Raw genomic sequence first — 18,488 nt, 5'->3', positions numbered from 1 at the left:
ATGTGGCAAACTAGCTGGATGACGATATTGACTGCATTAAGAATTCCTACTGCCTGGCGCGTATTGGGGGTGGCATTGTGCCTGGCCGCGGGCAGCTGCAGTGCGGCCGCCATGCGCGTGGTATATCCCCTTACCGCGCTGGACGAAGTCGATAGCCGCTACGAGTACGATTGGGCTGTGCTGCGCATGGCGCTGGAAAAAACCGAGCCGCGCTACGGCGCTTTTGAGATTCACCAGTCGAGCCACGCAATGTCGTCACAGCGCGTAGCGCAGGAGTTGCTGATGTCGGGCGGCCGTATCAACATCTTCGCCCGTGCCAGTTCAGCGCAACTGGAGCAGCAGTTCATACCAGTGCGTCTGCCGGTCGACAAAGGCTTGCTCGGCTACCGCATGTTCCTGGTACGCGACGCCGACCTGCCGCGCTTCGCAGCCGTGCGCACGATCGATGACCTGCGCAAGCTGCGCGCCGGTTTGGGCAAGGACTGGATCGATGTGCCGGTGCTGCGCAATGCCGGCATCCCGGTGGTGGAAGGCACCAACTATCCGGGCCTGTTTGCCATGCTGGCCGCCGGCCGCTTCGATTTCTTTTCACGCGCGATTGACGAAGCGCAGCGCGAATTCAAGGAACGCCGCACCACCTATCCGCACATGGTGATCGAGCCGACGCTGCTGCTGCGATATCCGCTGCCGAAGTACTTCTTCACGCGGCGCGATGCCGAAGGCAAGCTGCTGGCGCAGCGCATCAACGACGGCATGGAAATGATGATCAAGGATGGATCGCTCAACGTCTTGTTCGAAAAATACAAGGGCGAGAGCATCCGAGCCGGCGGCCTGCAGCATCGCCGCGTGCTTCAGGTGCAGAATCCACACCTGGCGCCAGAGACACCGCTGTCTCGCAGTGAACTCTGGTTCAATCCCATGACGGGAAAATAGTTAAGGCCAGATCGCCTTCAACACAGCGGCCAGATGGTAGCCGCCCTGGATCAACTGCGACTTGGCCGCCGCCGAAGATGGCACCGGATAGTTATCCGGAATCGCCAGCGGCCATACGTTGTATGCCTCGCCGGTGGTTTTGCTGACCTGCTGCGCCATCGCGCCCGGCGTTACATCGGTGTACGCCAGCTTGGAGACAACCAGCGTCTGGTCAGCCCACTCGTAAGGCCAGGTCACCGGATCGCCGCTGTTCGGCGCCACCACAGGGCTGCTGGCGATAACCATCTGCGCAAACTGCTCTGGGGTACGCGCGCCGATGCGGCGGAAGGCGTAGTTCACCACCGTGGTGTCCCAGTAGGAGTGGAAGGCGCGCGTGGTCTGCGGCGCGCGGCCCGGCATGGCCGGCGTTGCTGGCTTGTCGTCCGCAGGAATCAGCTGCGAACTATTCGCGGTCAGCTTAATGTCGTCCAGCTGCAGGTTGTTGCCGCCCTGCGTGGCAAAGGCTTCCTTGTCATCCAGCTGCTTCTGCGTTGGCAGCACGAAGCCGCCATTCTTGCCGACGTAGCCTTCACCCACGTGCAGCGGCTGCGCGATATCGCCGCTCAAGTGCGTCAGCATCAACAGCGCCTGGCGCGGCGTAAAGTGGTGCGGATTGGTGGCCGCATCGCCCTTCCCTTGCAGCACTGCGATGCACTGCTTCAGCGTCTGCACGATGTCGTGATCCGTGGTGCCGACGCCATGGTCTTCATAGTGCGTCAGCTGGTACGGCACATCGGTGTAGTGGTACTCGCTGTGCTTGGGATTGGCGCTGGTGTAAGCCACCATCTCCGGCGTTTGCGGACCGCAGTAAGTGCCCTTCACGCAGTCCGCCCACGAGGCGACGCCGGCCAGGCTCTCGCCCGGCAGCAGCAAGGCTTGCACCTGCTTCTCGGCGTTGCTGCCCTTGATCAGCTGGTCGGCAATCGCGCCTACCGCGCGGTGGCCATCGTTGCCCCATGCGTGAGCGTTAAACGAAATAAAGGCGCTGCCCAGCGCTAGGATACATGCGAGCTTTTTCATTCAGGACTGCCTTTCGACGGCTTGGGATATTGTTTGTTGATGTCGAGGACTTGTGCGTACGACGAACTCCAGGTCTGCTCCTGCAAAGCCGCCAGCCGCTGCGCCATCTTCTCGTTACGCAGCACCACTTCCAGATTGCGCGACAAGTCCATATAGCCACCGCTCCAGTTGCTGGTGCCGACCCATGCGACGCGGTTATCTATCACCATGGTCTTGCTGTGGATGACACGCGCGAACGGAATAAAGCCGCTCGACGCCACCGGCAAAGTCACCACGCGCACTTCCACGTTGGGCAGCACGGCCAGGCTTTTCAGGTAAGGCAGCGGGGCGCTTTCGAGGTTCCAGTTGGAGACCATCAGCTTGATCTTCACACCGCGTGCCGCTGCCGCGCGCACCGCGTTGTCGATCACGGCGTAATAAGGACGCGTACCTTTCGGGCCGTAGCTCAGCGGCGCGTAGTCCAGCAGCTGGATGCGCACTTCGCTCTTTGCTTCCGCCAGCAGCGCCGGCAGGCCGGTCTCGGAATCGCCTACGCCCGCAGGGTTGAACTGGTTAGGGCTGGACAGCAGGAAGGCTTGCTGGCTGGTGTCTGCCGCAACGGTGTGCGTGTTCAGCGCAGGTGCCGTCTGGCCTTGCGAGGTCAAAGCCTGCGCGCGCCAATCCTGGTTGAAGATCGCCAGCACCTGCCCCACCACTTTCTGGTCAGTGATGCGCAAGCCGGTTTCGTGGATGTGTTCAAACGAGCGCCAGTCGAAATTCTGGCTGCCGATGTAGGCGGTAGCGCCGTCCACTACCAGGTATTTGGCGTGGATAATGCCGTTGCCGGTCAGCTTATTAAAATCCAATACGCGGAATTCCAGGTTCTGAATCGCCTTCAAGCGCGCGATGCTCGGCTGCTCCGACAGGTTCACGCCTTTCTGGTCCAGCAGGAAGCGAATCTTTACGCCACGCTTGCCGGCGGCTTCAAGATGCTCGATCACTTTATCGAACACGCTACCCGGCTTGATCACCGTGTAGAACTGGCCGATGACGATTTCGCTTTTGGCGTTATCGAACATCTCGGTCCACACTTGCGCGGCGCTGCGCAAGTCGTCGCTGTGCAGCGGTGTTTCGACCGGCGCGGTTTGCACCAGCTCATAGCCGGGGATGGAAAACTCCGCGCGCGCCGACGCCGACAGCAGCGCCGCCGAGACCAGCAGGGAAATTGAAATACGACGCATGATGACTCCTTATTGCATGCTCTTGTAGCGCACCAGCGGCGCAGCGGTGCCGGCGGGCTTCTTGTCCTGATCGCGCTTGGCCAGATAGCTGGTCAGCGCATCGATGTCGCGGATATTGGTCGGTGCGCGGCTCGCGCCTTTGGTGAAGGTTGAGAAGCCGTCGCCGCCTTCGGCCAGGAAGTTATTGGTCACCACGCGGTAGGATTTATCCATCTCCAGCGGAATGCCGTTCAGTTTCACGCTGCCCGCGACGATCTTGCGGCCTTCAGGCTGCGCCGGGTCCCATTCGTACCAGAAGCCTTCCGACACTTGCAGCAAACCGCGCTTCGCATCACGTCCGCCTGCCCACTGCTCTTCCAGCAGCGCGACGATTTGCTCGCCGCGCAGGTTCATCGCCACCAGCGCATTCCCGAACGGCAGCACGGCCATCGCCTGGCCCAGTGTGACGCGGTTGCCGGCGGCGGTTTCCAGGTCCTGGCGGATGCCGCCCGGATTTTGCAGCGCGATCTGCGCGCCGAACGAGCGGCCCGCGTACAGCATGGAGTCCGCCACCAGGTCGCCCAGCGCCGATTCACGCGCATGCTCTTTCTCGCGCTTCACGCTTGGCACAGCCAGCGTAGCAACAGGCTGCGCCAAGGCGGAGACACTGCGTTCGCGGGCTTGCTTCAGGTAGGCGTCCAACGCCGGATCGGCCGGCCACGTACCCGGCACCATCACTTCCTGGCGCGCGCTGATGTTGCGCACGCTGTTGGTATTGGTGTCCACAGTCAGCTTGATGCGGCTCATCACGTGGCCGCCCATGTCAGACTGCGTGACAGTGCGGCCATCCACCTTGCACAAGTAGCCCTGATGCGAGTGGCCGGTGATGACCAGACGAATCGCAGGATCGAGGCGCTTGACCACATCGGTGATCGGCCCTTTCAGGTTGGCGCAATCCTGCTGGTCGAATTTATCGGTCGTGCGGCCGCCCTGGTGGATCAACACCACGAACACGCCTACGCCTTGCTGGCGCAGTTCCGGCAGCTGGAGATTGATGGCGTCCGCCTCGTCAATGAACTGCAGTCCGGCGATACCCGACGCCAGCGACGATTCAGCCGCCTCGCGCAGCACGGTGCCGATGAAGGCAACCTTCACGCCGTGCGCGGTTTCGACTTTATAAGCTGGCAGCACCGGCTTGCGCGTGACCATGTCGATCACGTTGGCCGCCAGGTACTGGAACTGCGCGCCCTGATAGGTGCCTTCAAATTTGCAGGCCTTGTCGGCGCGCGGCGAAACGCAGCCGCCCTTCTGCTGGCGCAGCAGCTCAATGCGCCCTTGGTCGAATTCGTGATTGCCCACCGAGGTGGCGCGCAAGCCAAGTAAATTCATCGCGCCGATGGTCGGTTCGTCGGCCCACATGGCCGAGATGGCGGGACTGGCGCCAATCAAATCGCCGGCGCCGACCAGCAGCAATTCCGGGTCCTGCTTGCGCCACGCTTGCAGCGCCGCGCCCAGCGTGTCGATGCCGCCGGCCTGGATCACCCGTTCGCCGCCGCCGGCTGCGCTGTCCCAGGTGTATTTGCTGGCTTCGAGATTGCCGTGAAAATCGTTCAGCGATACCAGCTGAATCTCGGTCAGGTTGGATGGCGGTGCGGGCTGAAACCATGCGCAACCGGCCAGCGAGGCAACAACCATAAGGCTTAGATATTTTTTCATGGGGTCATTGTACCGTTCAGCGACAACTCTGCGCAGCGCGGAAAATATTACGTTACAAACGAAGCTCAAATAAAAACGCACCCTATAAGTCCGAGAACTTATAGGGTGCGATTCGTGCACTTAAGACGGGCCGTAGCCCGTCCTTGAATGAACGATTAGAAGTCCACCGACAGGGTCGCCGATGCGAAGCGCGGTGCAGCCATGTAGTAACGGCCAACCGAAGAAGCCGCCACACCTTGGTATGGCTGTGCGTTGATCACAGTGGTCGACGACGGGTTACGGAATTGCTTGTCGGTGATGTTGCTGATGTTGAAGGTCAGCTTAGGACGCTTCAGCCAGCCGAAGTTGGCGAAGGTGTAGCCACCGTCGAAGTCGAAGGTGGTGTAGCCTGGCGCTACTTCGTCGTTCAGCAGCGAGGCGTACTGCTTGCTGGTGGCACGTGCCTTGGCGCGAACCCAGAATGGACCATCCTGATATTCCACCGACAGGCCAGCCTTGCGGCGTGGCGCGTTAGGCGCATCTTTGCCAGCGGTTGGCAGCAGCACTTTGGTGGTGCCGATGAAGCCGTACTGGTTGTCTTTCAGTTCGGTTTTCAGGAAACCCAGGGAACCGTAGAATGCCCAGCCGTTGATCGGGGTGTTACCCAGTTCGACCTCCAGGCCGCTGTGCTTCTCGCGGCCGATGTTCAGGTAGGTGTTCTTGGCGGTTTCAGGGTCGAACGAGCTGGCTTGCTTGTTCTTGAAGTCCGTGTAGAACGCAGTGACGGTGGCGATGAACTTGTTATCCTGGTGACGATAGCCCAGGTCGCCGCTCCACGAGGTTTCCGGCTGGGTGTCTTTGAACGTCACTGGCAGGTTGGTGGCCGCGTCCACGATCACGTTCGAACCAATGTTACCGAAGATGAAGTTCGGAGGAGCCTTCATGTTCTTGGCGACCGAAGCGAAGACCTGGTCGTCGTTGGTGATGCGATAGCGCGCGCCCAACTGTGGCAGAACTTCGTTGTAGGTCTTGTTGAACTGGAACGGCTTGACGGTGTTGTTCTCGTCACCGAAGTTGGTGAAGTCACGCTTGATGTACGGGGTACGCACGCCAACGTTGATCTTCAGCTTGTCGTCCGCCAGGCTGATGGTGTCTTGCAGGAAGGCCTGGTAAGCGGTCGATACCGAGATCCAGTCGCGGCTCATGGCAGGGTGGCCATCAGGACGGTCGATCTGACCATCTTGCAGCCAGATGTCTGCACGGTTGCCGTCGTTACCCAGCGCCAGCATTGGGCCGGTTTGCTCGTGGCGAGCACGCTCCCACCATACGCCAGTCTTGATTTCGTGGTTGTCGGTGGTGTAGATGAAGGCCAGGTTGGCGCCCGGACGCACGGTGCGGGTCACGCTGGCGCTAGCTACCAGGACGGTGTCCAGGGTGTCGCCGTCGCCGTTCAGGTCAACGGTCTGGTCGCGCTTGCCGGTGGCTGGGTTGTAGAAGCTTTTTTCCGACTGGGCGCGCTGCTGGGTACCGCCGTTGCCGAAGCCGTACCACATGTATGGGGTGAAGGCCACGTCCAGGTTATCGGTCAGGCGGAATTTGCTGACTGCCGATGCGATGATGTTCTTGAACGGGTTAACCGACAGGCCGTAGTAAGCAACCGGCGTCTGGGTGGTTTCCACTTGCGCGGTGCCCTTGACTGGGGTCAGGTGACCTTTGAAGGTGTCGGCGTAGTCGAAGTAGTAACCATTGGCCTTCAGTTCAGCCAGGGTCGGGTTGTAGATGTTGTTGTTGACGGCCTTGTTGAACAGGACGGTCGCGTGGATGTAGTTGAAGCGGTCCCAATCGTAGTTCACACCGAGGTCGATGTGGTTACGGTTAGCTTGGCCCTGGCCCTTCCACTTGTCGGTCTGCGCGTGCGAAGCCGAGATGAAAGCGGTCAGTTTGCCATCCAGCATAGCGCCAGTATCGTAGCGCACGAAGGTTTTCCACATATTCAGCTGGCCAGCGGTCTGCATCACGCGCACGCGCTGGGTTTTCTCTGGTGCGCAGGTGGTGATGCCGAAGTTACCGCCGGTGGCGCCAACTTGTGGCGAGTCCACGTCGGTCGAACCCTGGGTCACGAATTGCGAGCAGGTGTTTTCCTGGTCAACGTATTCTTGTGGGTACACCGCGAAGTTACCGGAGTCGTTGACAGGCACGCCGTTGATGGTGGCGCCGATCTGGTCGGAGTTGAAGCCACGCAGGGTCATGCCGCCGCCGAACAGGCCGGTTGCGTCGTAGTTGTAGCTGTTAACTGCTGGCAGCATTTCCAGTGCTTGATAAGCATTGCCGGTTGGGCGCTGCTTTTCCAATTCTTCCGCAGTAATGGTGGAACGTGCTTTTGGCGCGTCTTCCGTTACCATCAGGCCCATACCCAGTTTTTTACCGGTGATGACCACCTCGGACTTGGCTGGAGCGGCAGTATCTGCCTCCTCAGCGAAAGCAGCGCCTGCCGTCAGCGCAGTCAGGTGTGCCGCCACGGCGATTACGCTCAAGCGCAAGACCGGAGATTGTTTGGATTGCATTCAAAACCCCTTAAGAGTGTTATTGTGAAAACTTTAAAGAACTAACGAAATCGGGTGTGAAGAGCCGTTTTTCCTCTGCACCAACGTGAGAGTTTATCTGTCTTAAATGACACTGGTATGACAGTAAAAGTTGTCAATTTGCTCTAACTGACTATAACTATTGCATGGCGCTACACCCGCGACAAATACGTTTTTACTAAGCAATTAAGTGGAAAAACATATAAATGAACGTGAAATGCTAACTAATTAGCAATTCTTGAGGGAAGCAGAGGCTAGATTCGGGCGGGATTATAAAAGCTTATGCGGCACATGAATTTCGTTCATGGCAACATTTAGAGAGTTTTCTCGGAAATGTAGTAAATCCGAGACAGAAAATACAGGCAATTTTGACAAAAAAGAAAGCCGGCGGGGAAAACCGCCGGCTTTCTTTTTATTGGAGATGGAAATTAAGGTTTGGCGCCGGCGATTTCTGCCTCAAATTTGGCGAATTTACCGTCCAGCGCCTTCAAAAGACGTTGTTTGTCCGCATCAGCCAAGAAAGAATAGCGAATACTGTCGTAGGACAGTTTTTTCACTTCCGCATAACTTGGCTGGTAACGGGCGGCGTACAGCACATATTCCCCCGACAGATTGTTGCGCGACACGCCGGCGTCGTCAGTCGACAACACAAACGGCACGCCATATTTGCGGTACAGCGTAACCGGGTGCGCCTGCTCCTTGATGCCGAGGATGAAGTCGTTACTGCTCAGGTTGACCTCGACCGCGATCTTCGCATCGTGCATTTTTTTCATGATGGCCAGCGGATTGCTCTCGTGGGCAATATCCATGCCGTGGCCGATGCGGCTGGCGCCGGCAACGTCGATGGCATCCTTGATGTGGAAGGTCAGGCCTTCCGGCGGCACCATCCCCAGCGACAACTCACCGGCGTGCAGCGCCAGTTTCACGGTCGGGTATTTGGCTTTCAGGAACCGATACATCTGCATGTGCAGCGCGTAGTCGCGCATGGAGACGTGCACGCTTTCCTGGCCAACAATATTGATGCCGACGATTTTCGGATGGCTGGACGCCAGTTTGAAGCTCGACAGGATTTGCGAATACACCTGCGACGGCGACAGGAAGCGCAGCGCGAACGGCTGGTAGCGCAGCGTGAACTGGTCGTCGTCGATGCCGGCGCCGGACTTGTTCACGTTGTCGATGTAGCCGGCGATCCAACCGTTGAAAGCCGGGTCCTGCTCCAGCTTGGCGCTCAGGGCGGCGAAATCGGCATCGGTGACGCCGCCGCTGGTGGCCTTCTTGTCGAAGTCCGCATCCTGCGCAATCGGTGCGATCTCGAAGATGGTTTCGATATAGCTCAGGTTTTCCTGAATGGCGCGCTGCTTCAGGCGCAGCAGGCCGTCGGCGGTATTGGTCGATGCCACCGGGCCAAAGTAGGCGAAGGTGTCGAAGAACTGGCGGTCCGGCGGCGACTGGATGCCACTGTGATTGTAAAAGTCCTTGTCCGACCAGCGCTGCAGCAGGTTGGCCAGCAGCGTGTTATCGTTCATGACGTCCTGGCCGGACACGCATGCGCCAGCCGGCTTGTTTTTCTCGATGGTGTAGTTGGCCTTGTTGACGCAGAAGCCTTCCTTGTCCACCCACTCCAGGTACTGCTCGGCGTAGATCGCGCCTGAGTAGTGGTGATGCAGGTCGCCGCCTTTCGGCATCATGGTGAAGAACATCGTCAGTTCGGCCAGCTTAGGCTCTTTGCCCGGCGCAACCAGCGACGCGAAGTGGCGCTTGGTGGCTTCCTCGTTGGCGTTGGCAGCCTGCGCTTGCGGCAGTGCGCACAACACGGCGGCGGCCAATGCGATGGCTGTGATGTTCTTCTTCATGTGTCGTTCCTTAATTAAGTCGTTTCGCGGACGTGTACCTGCTGGCCGGCGGCATAAGTGGCAGCGATGGCGCGATCGTCACCCAGCAAGGCCAGTGCGAACAGCAGCTCTTCCAGGCTGTCGCAGTGCGAGGTGCGACGCTGCAGCAGCGGCGTGGCTTGCGGATCCATGACGATGAAGTCCGCTTCCGCCCCCTTGCTGAAATTACCGATCGTGCCTTCCAGCTGCATGCTGCGCGCGGCGCCTAGCGTGGCGAGATAAAACATGCGCAAAGCCGGCAAGTAACTGCCCTTCAAGCGCGCTACTTTATAGGCTTCATTCATCGTTTGCAACATGGAGAAGGAGGTGCCGCCGCCGACGTCGGTGGCCAGCGAGAGCAGCACGCCTGCTTCATCGGCGCGTTCGAAGTCAAACAGGCCGCTGCCGAGGAACAGGTTGGAAGTCGGGCAGATGGCGGCGGCAGACTGGGTTTCGGCCATGCGCTGGCGGTCGCGCTCATTGAGCCAGATGCAATGTCCATACATGGCGCGCGGACGCATCATGCCATAGCTGTCGTAAACGTCGATGTAGCTGCGGGCTTGTGGGAATAGCTCGCGCACCCACGCGCATTCGGCTTCGTTTTCCGAGACGTGAGTCTGGATGAAGGTGTCCGGATAGGCGCGCGCCAGTTCGCCCGCCAGCTGCAGTTGTTCGTTGGTGGACGTCGGCGCGAAGCGCGGCGTGATGGCGTACAGCGCGCGGCCGCGCTTGTGCCAACGCTGGATCAGGGCTTCGGTATCGCGCGCGCTGGATTCGGCGGTATCGCGCAGGAAGTCGGGGCAGTTCCGGTCCATCATCACTTTGCCGGCGACCATGCGCAGGCCGCGCTGCTCGCTGGCGGCAAAGAAGGCGTCCACCGATTGCGGATGCACGGTGCAGTAGACCATCGCGGTGGTGGTGCCGCAGCGGAGCAGTTCATCGAGGAAGAACTCGGCCACGTTGGCGGCGTGCGTGGTGCCCTCGAACTGGCGCTCGGTCGGGAAGGTGTAGGTCTCCAGCCATGGCAGCAGGCCTTCCGACGGCGAGGCGATCATGTCGGTCTGCGGATAATGCACGTGCGTGTCGATAAAACCGGGCATCAGTAGCTTGCCGCTGTAGTCATGCACCACCGTGCCTGCGGGGAGCGTGGCGTGCAGCGCGGCGTAGTCGCCGGCGGCTTGCACTTTGCCGTCTGCGATGATCAGAAGGCCGTCTTCGTGCCATTCATGCGCGTTGGCGTTGAAAGCCGGATCGGCGAAAAAGTGCAGCAAGCTGCCACGGTAGGCTTGCAGGTTGGAGGTCATGTCGGTCTTTCTTAAATCTGAATTCGAATATTAGCGCGATGCGAGGCGGAGTGCCGGTTCGCTGTCATTGAGGGCAGCGATTTGCTGCGCTTCCCACACCATCAGCAATTGCGCGCACACGGAGGCGGCGATGGCGGCGGGGAGTTTGCTGGTGATGCCCGGCAGGCCGATGGGGCAGACCATGTTGAGGATGCGCTCTTGCGGCAGGCCACGCGCGGCCATGCGGCGCTCGAACTGCACGCGTTTAGTGTGGGAGCCGATCAAGCCAAACCAACCGACATCTGCCCGGCCGAGTATGGCCTCGCTTAATCGCTGATCCAGCGCATGGCTGTGCGTCATCACCAGATAGCTTGCGTTGGACGGCGCATCCGCCACCGCAGCTTCCGGCATATCCGTCGCTTCGATCGTAACGTTGGCGGGTACGCTAGCAGGGAACATATCCTCCCGCTCATCGACCCAAGTGACCGTGCAGGGCAGCTCCCCCAGCATGCGCACGATAGCCGCACCAACATGCCCAGCACCGAACAGTACGAGATGCGCGCGCGGAGCCAAGCAAGGATCAGCAAGCCAACGCCGCCCGCTAGCATCGCGCAAAATATGGGTACCGCGCGCATGGTCGAGGGCCGGCACGCCAACGATGCCCTCGCCCGCTGCCGCACCGGCGACGATTACGCCGTTGGCGTCGAGCAGCCGCGCGACCGGGCAGCCATCGATCGCGCTCAGGCGCCAACTGTCTTCGCGGCGGCGCGCGTGCAGGCTGGCAAGCACGCCGGCCAGCGACGCATCGACCATCTCAAACGCCAGATACACCACGCCGCCGCAGCACTGCCCCAGCGTCGGCCCGAGCGCATATCGCTCCAGCCTTGCGGCCGGGGCGCCGGCCAGCATTTCGCGTGCAAGCTCAATCGCGCACATTTCCAGATGGCCGCCGCCGATGGTGTCATGCTGGCCGCGCGCCGTCACCAGCATCTTGGCGCCGGGCTCGCGCGGGCCGGAGCCCTCCACGACCGCCACGGTCACCAGCACTGCCGGTTCCGACACCTGCGCTGTCAGCCACTCATTCATCTCAAGCCGCCATTTCCACTGCGGATACCGCCCGCAGAATCTCTTCACTGGTCGCCGGTGCATTCAACGGCGGATTCACACGATGCCCGCCCACAGCGGAAATTGCATCGCGAATCGCAAAGAACACCGAGAACGGCAGCAGCAACGGCGGCTCACCCACCGCCTTGGAACGGTGAATACTGTCCTCCACGTTCCCGTTATCAAACAGCTTCACGCGGAAGTCCTCGGGACAATCCGAAATCCCCGGAATCTTGTAGGTCGAAGGCGCATGCGTCATCAGCTTGCCCGCAGCATTCCACCACAACTGCTCCGTGGTCAGCCAGCCCATGCCCTGAATGAACGCACCCTCCACCTGGCCGATATCGATGGCTGGATTCAGCGAACGCCCCGCATCGTACAAAGCATCCGCGCGCAACAGCTTCCATTCGCCAGTCAGCGTATCCACCACCACCTCAGACACCGCCGCACCATAAGCGTAGTACGAAAACGGATGTCCGTTCATCGTCTTCGGATCCCAGTGCAGGCCCGGCGTCGCATAAAAACCATCGGACCACAACTGCACCCGCGCCAGATACGCCTTCTGCACCAGCTCCGCAAACGGCACCGAATGGCCGTTGACGTGAATCGCGTTATCGTAGAAGCGTACCGGCTGTCCATCCTCATCGCCATACAGCTTGACCGCATACGCCGCCAAGCGCTCACGAATCTGCCGCGCCGCATCCTGCGCCGCCTTGCCGTTCAAGTCCGCGCCGGTGGATGCCGCCGTGGCCGAAGTATTCGCCACCTTGCTGGTGTCGGTGGCCGTCGCGCGCACGTGCGACAGATCGATGCCCAGTTCATGCGCCACCACCTGCATCACTTTGGTGTTGATGCCCTGCCCCATCTCCGTGCCGCCGTGATTGACCAGCACCGAACCATCCACATACACATGCACCAGCGCGCCCGCCTGATTCAAGTGCGTGACGTTGAACGCAATGCCGAACTTCAGCGGCGTGAACGCCAAGCCTTTCTTCAGCACCGGGCTGCCCGCATTGAACGCCTCAATCGCCTGACGGCGCGCGCGGTACTCGCTGGTCTGCTCCAATTCCGCAGTCAGCGCTTCAATCACGTTATCGACAATCTCCTGACCATACGGTGTGACATTGCGCTCGGCCTTGCCGTAGAAATTCAGGCGACGGATATCCAGCGCATCACGTCCAAGATTGCGCGCGATTTCGTCGATGATGTATTCAATCGCAATCGCACCTTGCGGGCCGCCGAAGCCACGGAACGCCGTATTCGACTGCGTATTAGTCTTGCCGCAACCGGCGCGAATATCAACGTCCGACAGGTAGTAAGTGTTATCGAAGTGGCAGACCGCACGCGTCGCCACAGGTCCCGACAAATCGGCCGAGAAGCCTGCGCGCAGAGTCATGTCCACCTTGGCCGCGAGGATTTTGCCGCTGTCGTCATAGCCAACTTCATATTCGTAGAAGAAGCAGTGACGCTTGCCCGTCACCAGCATATCGTCATCACGGTCCGCGCGCAGCTTGACCGGACGGCGCAACTTGGCCGCTGCAATCCCTGCCGACGCAGCCCACAACGCCGACTGCGACTCCTTGCCGCCGAAGCCACCGCCCATGCGGCGGCACTCCACCTGCACCTTGTGCGAATGCACGCCAAGGGCATGTGCCACCACGTGCTGCATCTCGCTCGGGTGCTGAGTCGAGCACTGCACCAGCATGCCGTTGTCTTCTTTCGGGACGGCGTAGGCGATCTGGCCTTCGAGATAGAACTGCTCCTGGCCACCGACGAACAACTGGCCCTTCACCACGCGCGGCGCGCCTTCAAACGCCGCCTGGTAGTCGCCGCGCTTGAGCTGCATCGGCGGCAGCACGTACGAACCGGCGGCCTTGGCTTCCTGCGGCGTGAAGATGGCCGGCAGTTCCTCGTACGTCACCAGCGCCTTGCGCGCGGCACGGCGCGCATTGTCGTGCGAGTCCGCCACCACGATGAAGATCGGCTGGCCAACATACATCACCTCTCCCGCGCTGAGGATAGGATCGTCGTGAATAATCGGACCGCAATCGTTGGTGCCGACGATATCGGCAGCCGTGTACACCGCCACTACGCCCAGCGCACTACGCACCGGCGCCAGATCCATCGCCGTGATGCGTGCATGCGCCTTCGACGACAAGCCTAGCGCCGCATGCAATGTGCCTTGCAGCTCGGGGATATCGTCAGTGTAAGTGGCCTGGCCCAGCACATGCAGCTCGGCCGATTCATGCGGGCGTGCGACGCCCACGGCTTTCCATGCCGACTCCGCAATCGCGGATGGAGCAACTGGTTGATTCATGATGGCTCCTTTCAAGCGCGGCAAGCGAAGGCATTGACGGCATCGGCCGCAAGCGGCGCATCGGTGCGCGTTTCAAACCAGAAGCGGCGCAACAGATTCTGTGCCGTCTGCATGCGATAGGTATTGGAAGCGCGCATATCCGACAGCGGCGCATAATCCTGCTGCAGCAAATCCATCGCCACGCGCAGGTTGGATTCATTCCAGCCCAAGCCAGTCAGCGCGGCTTCGGCACGCGGTGCACGGCGCGGCGTAGCCGCCATGCCGCCAAACGCGATGCGTGCATCCACCACCTTGTCGCCATCGAGCGTGAAGGCAAACGCCGCGCATACCGCCGAGATATCCTGGTCGAAGCGCTTGGCCAACTTGTAAGTACGGAACTGAACGTTGGCACGCGGCAGCGACACGCGCACGGCGGCGACGAATTCGTCGGCCTGCATATCCTTTTTCTGATAATCGAGATAGAAGGCTTCCAGCGCCAGCACGCGCTGGCCGGACGGGCCTTGCAGCACCACCTCGCTACCCAGCGCAATCATCCACGGCATCGAGTCGCCAATCGGCGAACCGTTGGCGACATTGCCGCCCAGCGTGCCCGCATTCCGGATCGGCAGCGAGGCAAAGCGCTGCCACAACTCGCCCAGCTCCGCCGGATACAGCTTGCACAGCGCTTCATACGCATCGTTCAACGATACGCCAGCGCCGATTTCCAGCATGCCATCTTTCTGCTGCACGCTTTGCAGCGCGCTCACATGGCCGAGGTAAATGATGTCGCCCAACTCGCGCATTTGCTTGGTGACCCAAAGGCCGATATCGGTGGAACCAGCCAGCAGCGTGGCTTTCGGATGGGCAGCGCGCAACGCTACCAGTTCATCCAAAGTGCGCGGTGCGTGGAAGGACTGGCCTTGCGCCGTGTAGGTCGAACCAGCGTCGCGCTGCAAGGCTTGCAGCTGCTGCGTCAAGGCGGCGCGGTCGAACGCTACCTTCGGCAGCTCGGTCATACGGTGTGCGGCATCAATGATCGGGCGGTAGCCAGTGCAGCGGCACAGGTTACCGGACAGGCAGTCGTCAATCTCCTTGCGTTGCGCCGGCTGACCATCCTTGTCGAGATACATGCCCCACAGGGACATGACGAAACCGGGCGTACAGAAACCGCATTGCGAACCGTGGCACTCCACCATCGCCTGCTGCACCGGATGCAGCGCGCCATCCGGCTGCTGCATGTCTTCTACCGTGAACAGCGCCTTACCGTCCAGCGTAGGTGCAAACTGGATGCAGGAATTCACCGCTTTCATCTCCAGCTGGCCGACAGCATTCAGGCTGCCGACGACTACCGTGCATGCGCCGCAATCGCCTTCCGCGCAGCCTTCCTTGGTGCCGGTGCAATGCAGGTCCTCACGCAGGTGCTGGAGCACGGTGCGGGTTGGCGCGGCGTGATGAATCTCTTGTACTGCGCCACGGTAGTAAAAACGAATCGGTTCAGACATCACAATCTCATTCAGCAAAAGGGTGCGTTTTACGCCAGTGTTCAGCGATATCGATGCGGCGCGTGATCCAGACGTTATCGTGCTGCTGCACGTAATCGAGGAAGCGCGCCAGCGATGCCGCGCGCGCCGGCCGGCCGACGATGCGGCAGTGCAGGCCGATATTCAGCATCTTCGGCTGGTTCAAGCCATTCGGATCGCCCTCCGCGTACAGCACATCGAAAGCATCTTTCAGATAGTCGAAGAACTGGGTGCCGGAGTTGAAGCCCTGCGCGGCGGCGAAGCGCATATCGTTGGTGTCCAGCGTGTACGGCAGGATCAGCTGCGGTGCGCTGGCGGCCCGGCCGTCTTTATCAGTGTAGTCAACCTTTTGCCAGAATGGCAGGTCATCGCCGTAGTGATCGGAGTCGTAGCGGAAGCCGCCGTGTTCCATCACCAGCTTGCGCGTCTGCGGCGAATCGCGGCCGGTGTACCAGCCTTGCGGCGCGCTGCCGGTCAGTTCGCGGATGATGTCCACCGCTTCCTTCATGTGGGCGCGCTCGGTAGCTTCGTCCATGTTTTGATAAGTGATCCAGCGCAGGCCGTGGCACGCGATTTCGTGGCCCAGCTGTTTGAACGCGGCCACCGCCTCCGGATGACGCTTCAGCGCCATCGACACGCCGAAGATGGTCAGCGGCAGCTTGCGCTCCTCGAACATGCGCAGCAAACGCCACAAGCCAGCGCGCGAACCGTACTCGTATAGCGACTCCATGCTCATGTGGCGATTGCTGAACGAGGCCGCGCCGATGATCTCGGACAAAAAGGTCTCGGAACCGGCATCACCGTGCAGCACGCTGTTTTCGCCGCCTTCTTCGTAATTCAAGACGAATTGCAGGGCGATGCGGGCCTTGTTGGGCCATTGGGCGTGCGGCGGTTTGGGGCCGTATCCGATCAGGTCGCGCGGGTAGTTATCGTAGGTTGTCATGGCGCTGGCTAGTCTATGGGGGTTATATCTCTAATCATATATGCCTGCGTGCGTGGCAGTATATGATTTAGATAATAGATACCTGTTACAAGCAAATATAGGACCAATCATGGGCAAACTCAGTACGCACGTTCTCGATATCACTCAAGGCAAGCCGGGCGCCGGTGTCAAAGTGGCTTTATATGCGGTTGGGCCGCAAGGCCGCGAGCTGCTGAAGACCGACGTTACCAACGCCGACGGCCGCTGTTCCACCCCGCTGCTGGAGGGCGATGCACTGAAACAGGGCAAATATGAACTGGTATTCAGCGCCGGCGAGTATTTCGCCGCGCAGGGCGTGGAATTGCCGGAGCCGCGCTTCATCGACGAGGTGACGCTGGCTTTCGGCGTGGCGCATGCGGACCAGAACTACCACGTGCCGCTGGTGGTGTCGCCGTGGGCCTATTCGACCTATCGCGGCAGCTGAACTGATAAGATGCGGCCACTATGACAGAAACCTTGGCCGCATCCCTCCTTCAACAAGCCGTCGAACTGCACCAGCAAGGCCGGCTCGAACCGGCGCAGGCACTGTACCGGCAAGTCCTGGAACTCAATCCGCGCCAGTTCGATGCGTTGCATCTGCTGGGCGTAATCGCGCGTCAGCAAGGCGACTTCGGCGCCGCCATCGAACTGATTGGGCGCGCGCTGGCCGTCGACAATGCGCAGGCGGCTGCCCATTGCAATCTTGGCGTAGCCCTGCTGGATGCCGGCCGCGCCGATGAAGCGCTGGCCAGCCACGAACGCGCGCTGGCGCTCAATCCTTCGTATCCACTGGCATGGAGCAATCGCGGCAACGCGCTGCGCAGGCTCGTGCGTCCGGCCGATGCGCTGGACAGCTACCAGCGCGCGCTCCAGTTCAAACCTGATTACGCCGAGGCGCACTGCAACCGTGCCATCGTCCTGCAAGACATGGGGCGCTATCTCGACGCGCTGGGAGCGGCCGAAGATGCGCTCAACATCAAGGACCACTACGCCGATGCATGGCTCGCGCGCGGCAACGCCCTGCACTACCTGCGCTATCTGCCGGAAGCGGTGGAGAGCTTCGACCGCGCGATCCACTTGCGTCCCGACTGGGCGGAAGCCTACAGCGCCCAAGGCGCATCGCTATTCAAGCTAGGTGAATTTGGCGCGGCGCTGGACAGCTACGACCAGGCGCTCAAGCACCGCCCGGATTACGCGCTGGCCCACTACCATCGTGGCAACGCCTTGCGCGCCCTGGATCGGCGTGAAGAGGCCATCGCCGCCTATCGCGCAGCGCTGGCGCATGGCGATAATCCCGAAACCATCGCCTTCGCGCTGGCCTCGGTGGGCGAAGGCGAAACGCCGGCCGCGCTGCCGAACGACTACGTGCGCTCGCTGTTTGACCAATACGCCAACCACTTCGACCAGCACCTGACCGAAGTGCTGGACTACAAAACGCCGGCCGTGCTGGACGCGCTGCTGCGCCACGTCGCCCCATCTTCGGATTTGAAGACGGTGGATCTGGGCTGCGGCACTGGCCTGTGTGCGCCCTACCTGCGCGCGTACTCGCAGCGCCTGCACGGGGTCGACCTGTCGCAGCAAATGCTGGACAAAGCCGCCGAGCGCAATCTCTACGACGAACTGGCGTGTGCCGACTTAACTGGCTACCTCGCCGGCCGCGAAGGCGCCTACGACCTCGCAGTGGCGGCCGACGTCTTCGTCTACATCGGCGACCTCGCTCCCGTATTCCGCGCCGTGCACGCTGCGCTACGGCCGGGTGGCCGTTTCTGCTTCTCGGTCGAAGCGGGCGATGACGCCGACTACGTGCTGCGTCCCTCCAACCGCTACGCCCACACACCGGACTACCTGCAACGGCTGGCCGCAGCAACCGGCTTCACCGTGCTAGCCTCGCAAGCCATCGAAGCCCGCCAGGAAAACGGCTCCCCAATCGCCGGCCACGCGCTGCTGCTATGCAAATAGCAATCGGGGTCAGCTCTGTCATTTGG

13 protein-coding genes are annotated in these 18,488 nt (G+C 60.8%); 3 read left to right on the top strand and 10 right to left on the bottom strand.

The features are described from left to right. Positions 1-111: 111 nt before the first annotated feature. Positions 112-933, top strand: a complete 822-nt coding sequence (locus GTP46_RS03795; protein WP_161005286.1) for a transporter substrate-binding domain-containing protein — start codon at positions 112-114, stop codon at positions 931-933. Here the strand turns inward: GTP46_RS03795 and GTP46_RS03790 are convergent, their stop codons facing one another. The 10 genes from GTP46_RS03790 to puuE form a co-directional block, all read right to left on the bottom strand. Beyond that, positions 934-1,992: a S1/P1 nuclease gene (locus tag GTP46_RS03790; RefSeq protein ID WP_161005285.1), complete on the bottom strand. Its 1,059-nt coding sequence runs from the start codon at positions 1,990-1,992 to the stop codon at positions 934-936. After that, positions 1,989-3,212, bottom strand: a complete 1,224-nt coding sequence (locus GTP46_RS03785) for a phospholipase D-like domain-containing protein (RefSeq protein ID WP_161005284.1) — start codon at positions 3,210-3,212, stop codon at positions 1,989-1,991. Before GTP46_RS03785 ends, GTP46_RS03790 begins: the two co-directional genes overlap by 4 nt. A 9-nt stretch (positions 3,213-3,221) precedes the next feature. Beyond that, positions 3,222-4,907: a bifunctional metallophosphatase/5'-nucleotidase gene (locus GTP46_RS03780; protein WP_161005283.1), complete on the bottom strand. Its 1,686-nt coding sequence runs from the start codon at positions 4,905-4,907 to the stop codon at positions 3,222-3,224. Positions 4,908-5,062: 155 nt separating this feature from the next. Continuing rightward, positions 5,063-7,450, bottom strand: a complete 2,388-nt coding sequence (locus tag GTP46_RS03775) for a TonB-dependent receptor (RefSeq protein WP_161005282.1) — start codon at positions 7,448-7,450, stop codon at positions 5,063-5,065. Between the two features lie 446 nt (positions 7,451-7,896). Next, positions 7,897-9,321, bottom strand: a complete 1,425-nt coding sequence (locus GTP46_RS03770; RefSeq protein WP_161005281.1) for an amidohydrolase family protein — start codon at positions 9,319-9,321, stop codon at positions 7,897-7,899. 14 nt (positions 9,322-9,335) lie between these two features. After that, positions 9,336-10,643 (bottom strand): guanine deaminase, encoded by a 1,308-nt coding sequence (guaD, locus tag GTP46_RS03765; RefSeq protein WP_161005280.1) that lies wholly within the window; start codon positions 10,641-10,643, stop codon positions 9,336-9,338. Positions 10,644-10,673: 30 nt separating this feature from the next. Further along, a complete protein-coding gene (xdhC, locus tag GTP46_RS03760; protein ID WP_161005279.1) occupies positions 10,674-11,708 on the bottom strand; it encodes a xanthine dehydrogenase accessory protein XdhC in 1,035 nt (344 codons plus the stop codon). Between the two features lies 1 nt (position 11,709). Beyond that, complete coding sequence (gene xdhB / locus GTP46_RS03755) at positions 11,710-14,043, bottom strand: xanthine dehydrogenase molybdopterin binding subunit (RefSeq protein WP_161005278.1); 2,334 nt, start codon at positions 14,041-14,043, stop codon at positions 11,710-11,712. Positions 14,044-14,054: 11 nt separating this feature from the next. Next, positions 14,055-15,524, bottom strand: a complete 1,470-nt coding sequence (xdhA, locus tag GTP46_RS03750) for a xanthine dehydrogenase small subunit (RefSeq protein WP_161005277.1) — start codon at positions 15,522-15,524, stop codon at positions 14,055-14,057. Between the two features lie 7 nt (positions 15,525-15,531). Then, positions 15,532-16,485, bottom strand: coding sequence for an allantoinase PuuE (gene puuE, locus GTP46_RS03745; protein ID WP_161005276.1), 954 nt, complete (start codon positions 16,483-16,485; stop codon positions 15,532-15,534). A gap of 109 nt (positions 16,486-16,594) precedes the next feature. Between puuE and uraH the strand changes: the two genes are divergently transcribed. Together uraH and GTP46_RS03735 are read left to right on the top strand one after the other, a co-directional pair. Then, a complete protein-coding gene (gene uraH, locus GTP46_RS03740; RefSeq protein ID WP_161005275.1) occupies positions 16,595-16,948 on the top strand; it encodes a hydroxyisourate hydrolase in 354 nt (117 codons plus the stop codon). A 20-nt stretch (positions 16,949-16,968) separates the two neighbouring features. Beyond that, on the top strand, positions 16,969-18,462 hold the full coding sequence (locus tag GTP46_RS03735) for a tetratricopeptide repeat protein (RefSeq protein WP_161005274.1): 1,494 nt from the start codon (positions 16,969-16,971) through the stop codon (positions 18,460-18,462). Positions 18,463-18,488 lie beyond the last annotated feature (26 nt).

Source organism: Duganella flavida (genome assembly GCF_009857445.1).
GTDB lineage: Bacteria > Pseudomonadota > Gammaproteobacteria > Burkholderiales > Burkholderiaceae_D > Rugamonas > Rugamonas flavida.
The sequence above is the reverse complement of the archived record's forward strand: the minus strand, read 5'-3'. Positions and strand labels throughout refer to the sequence as shown.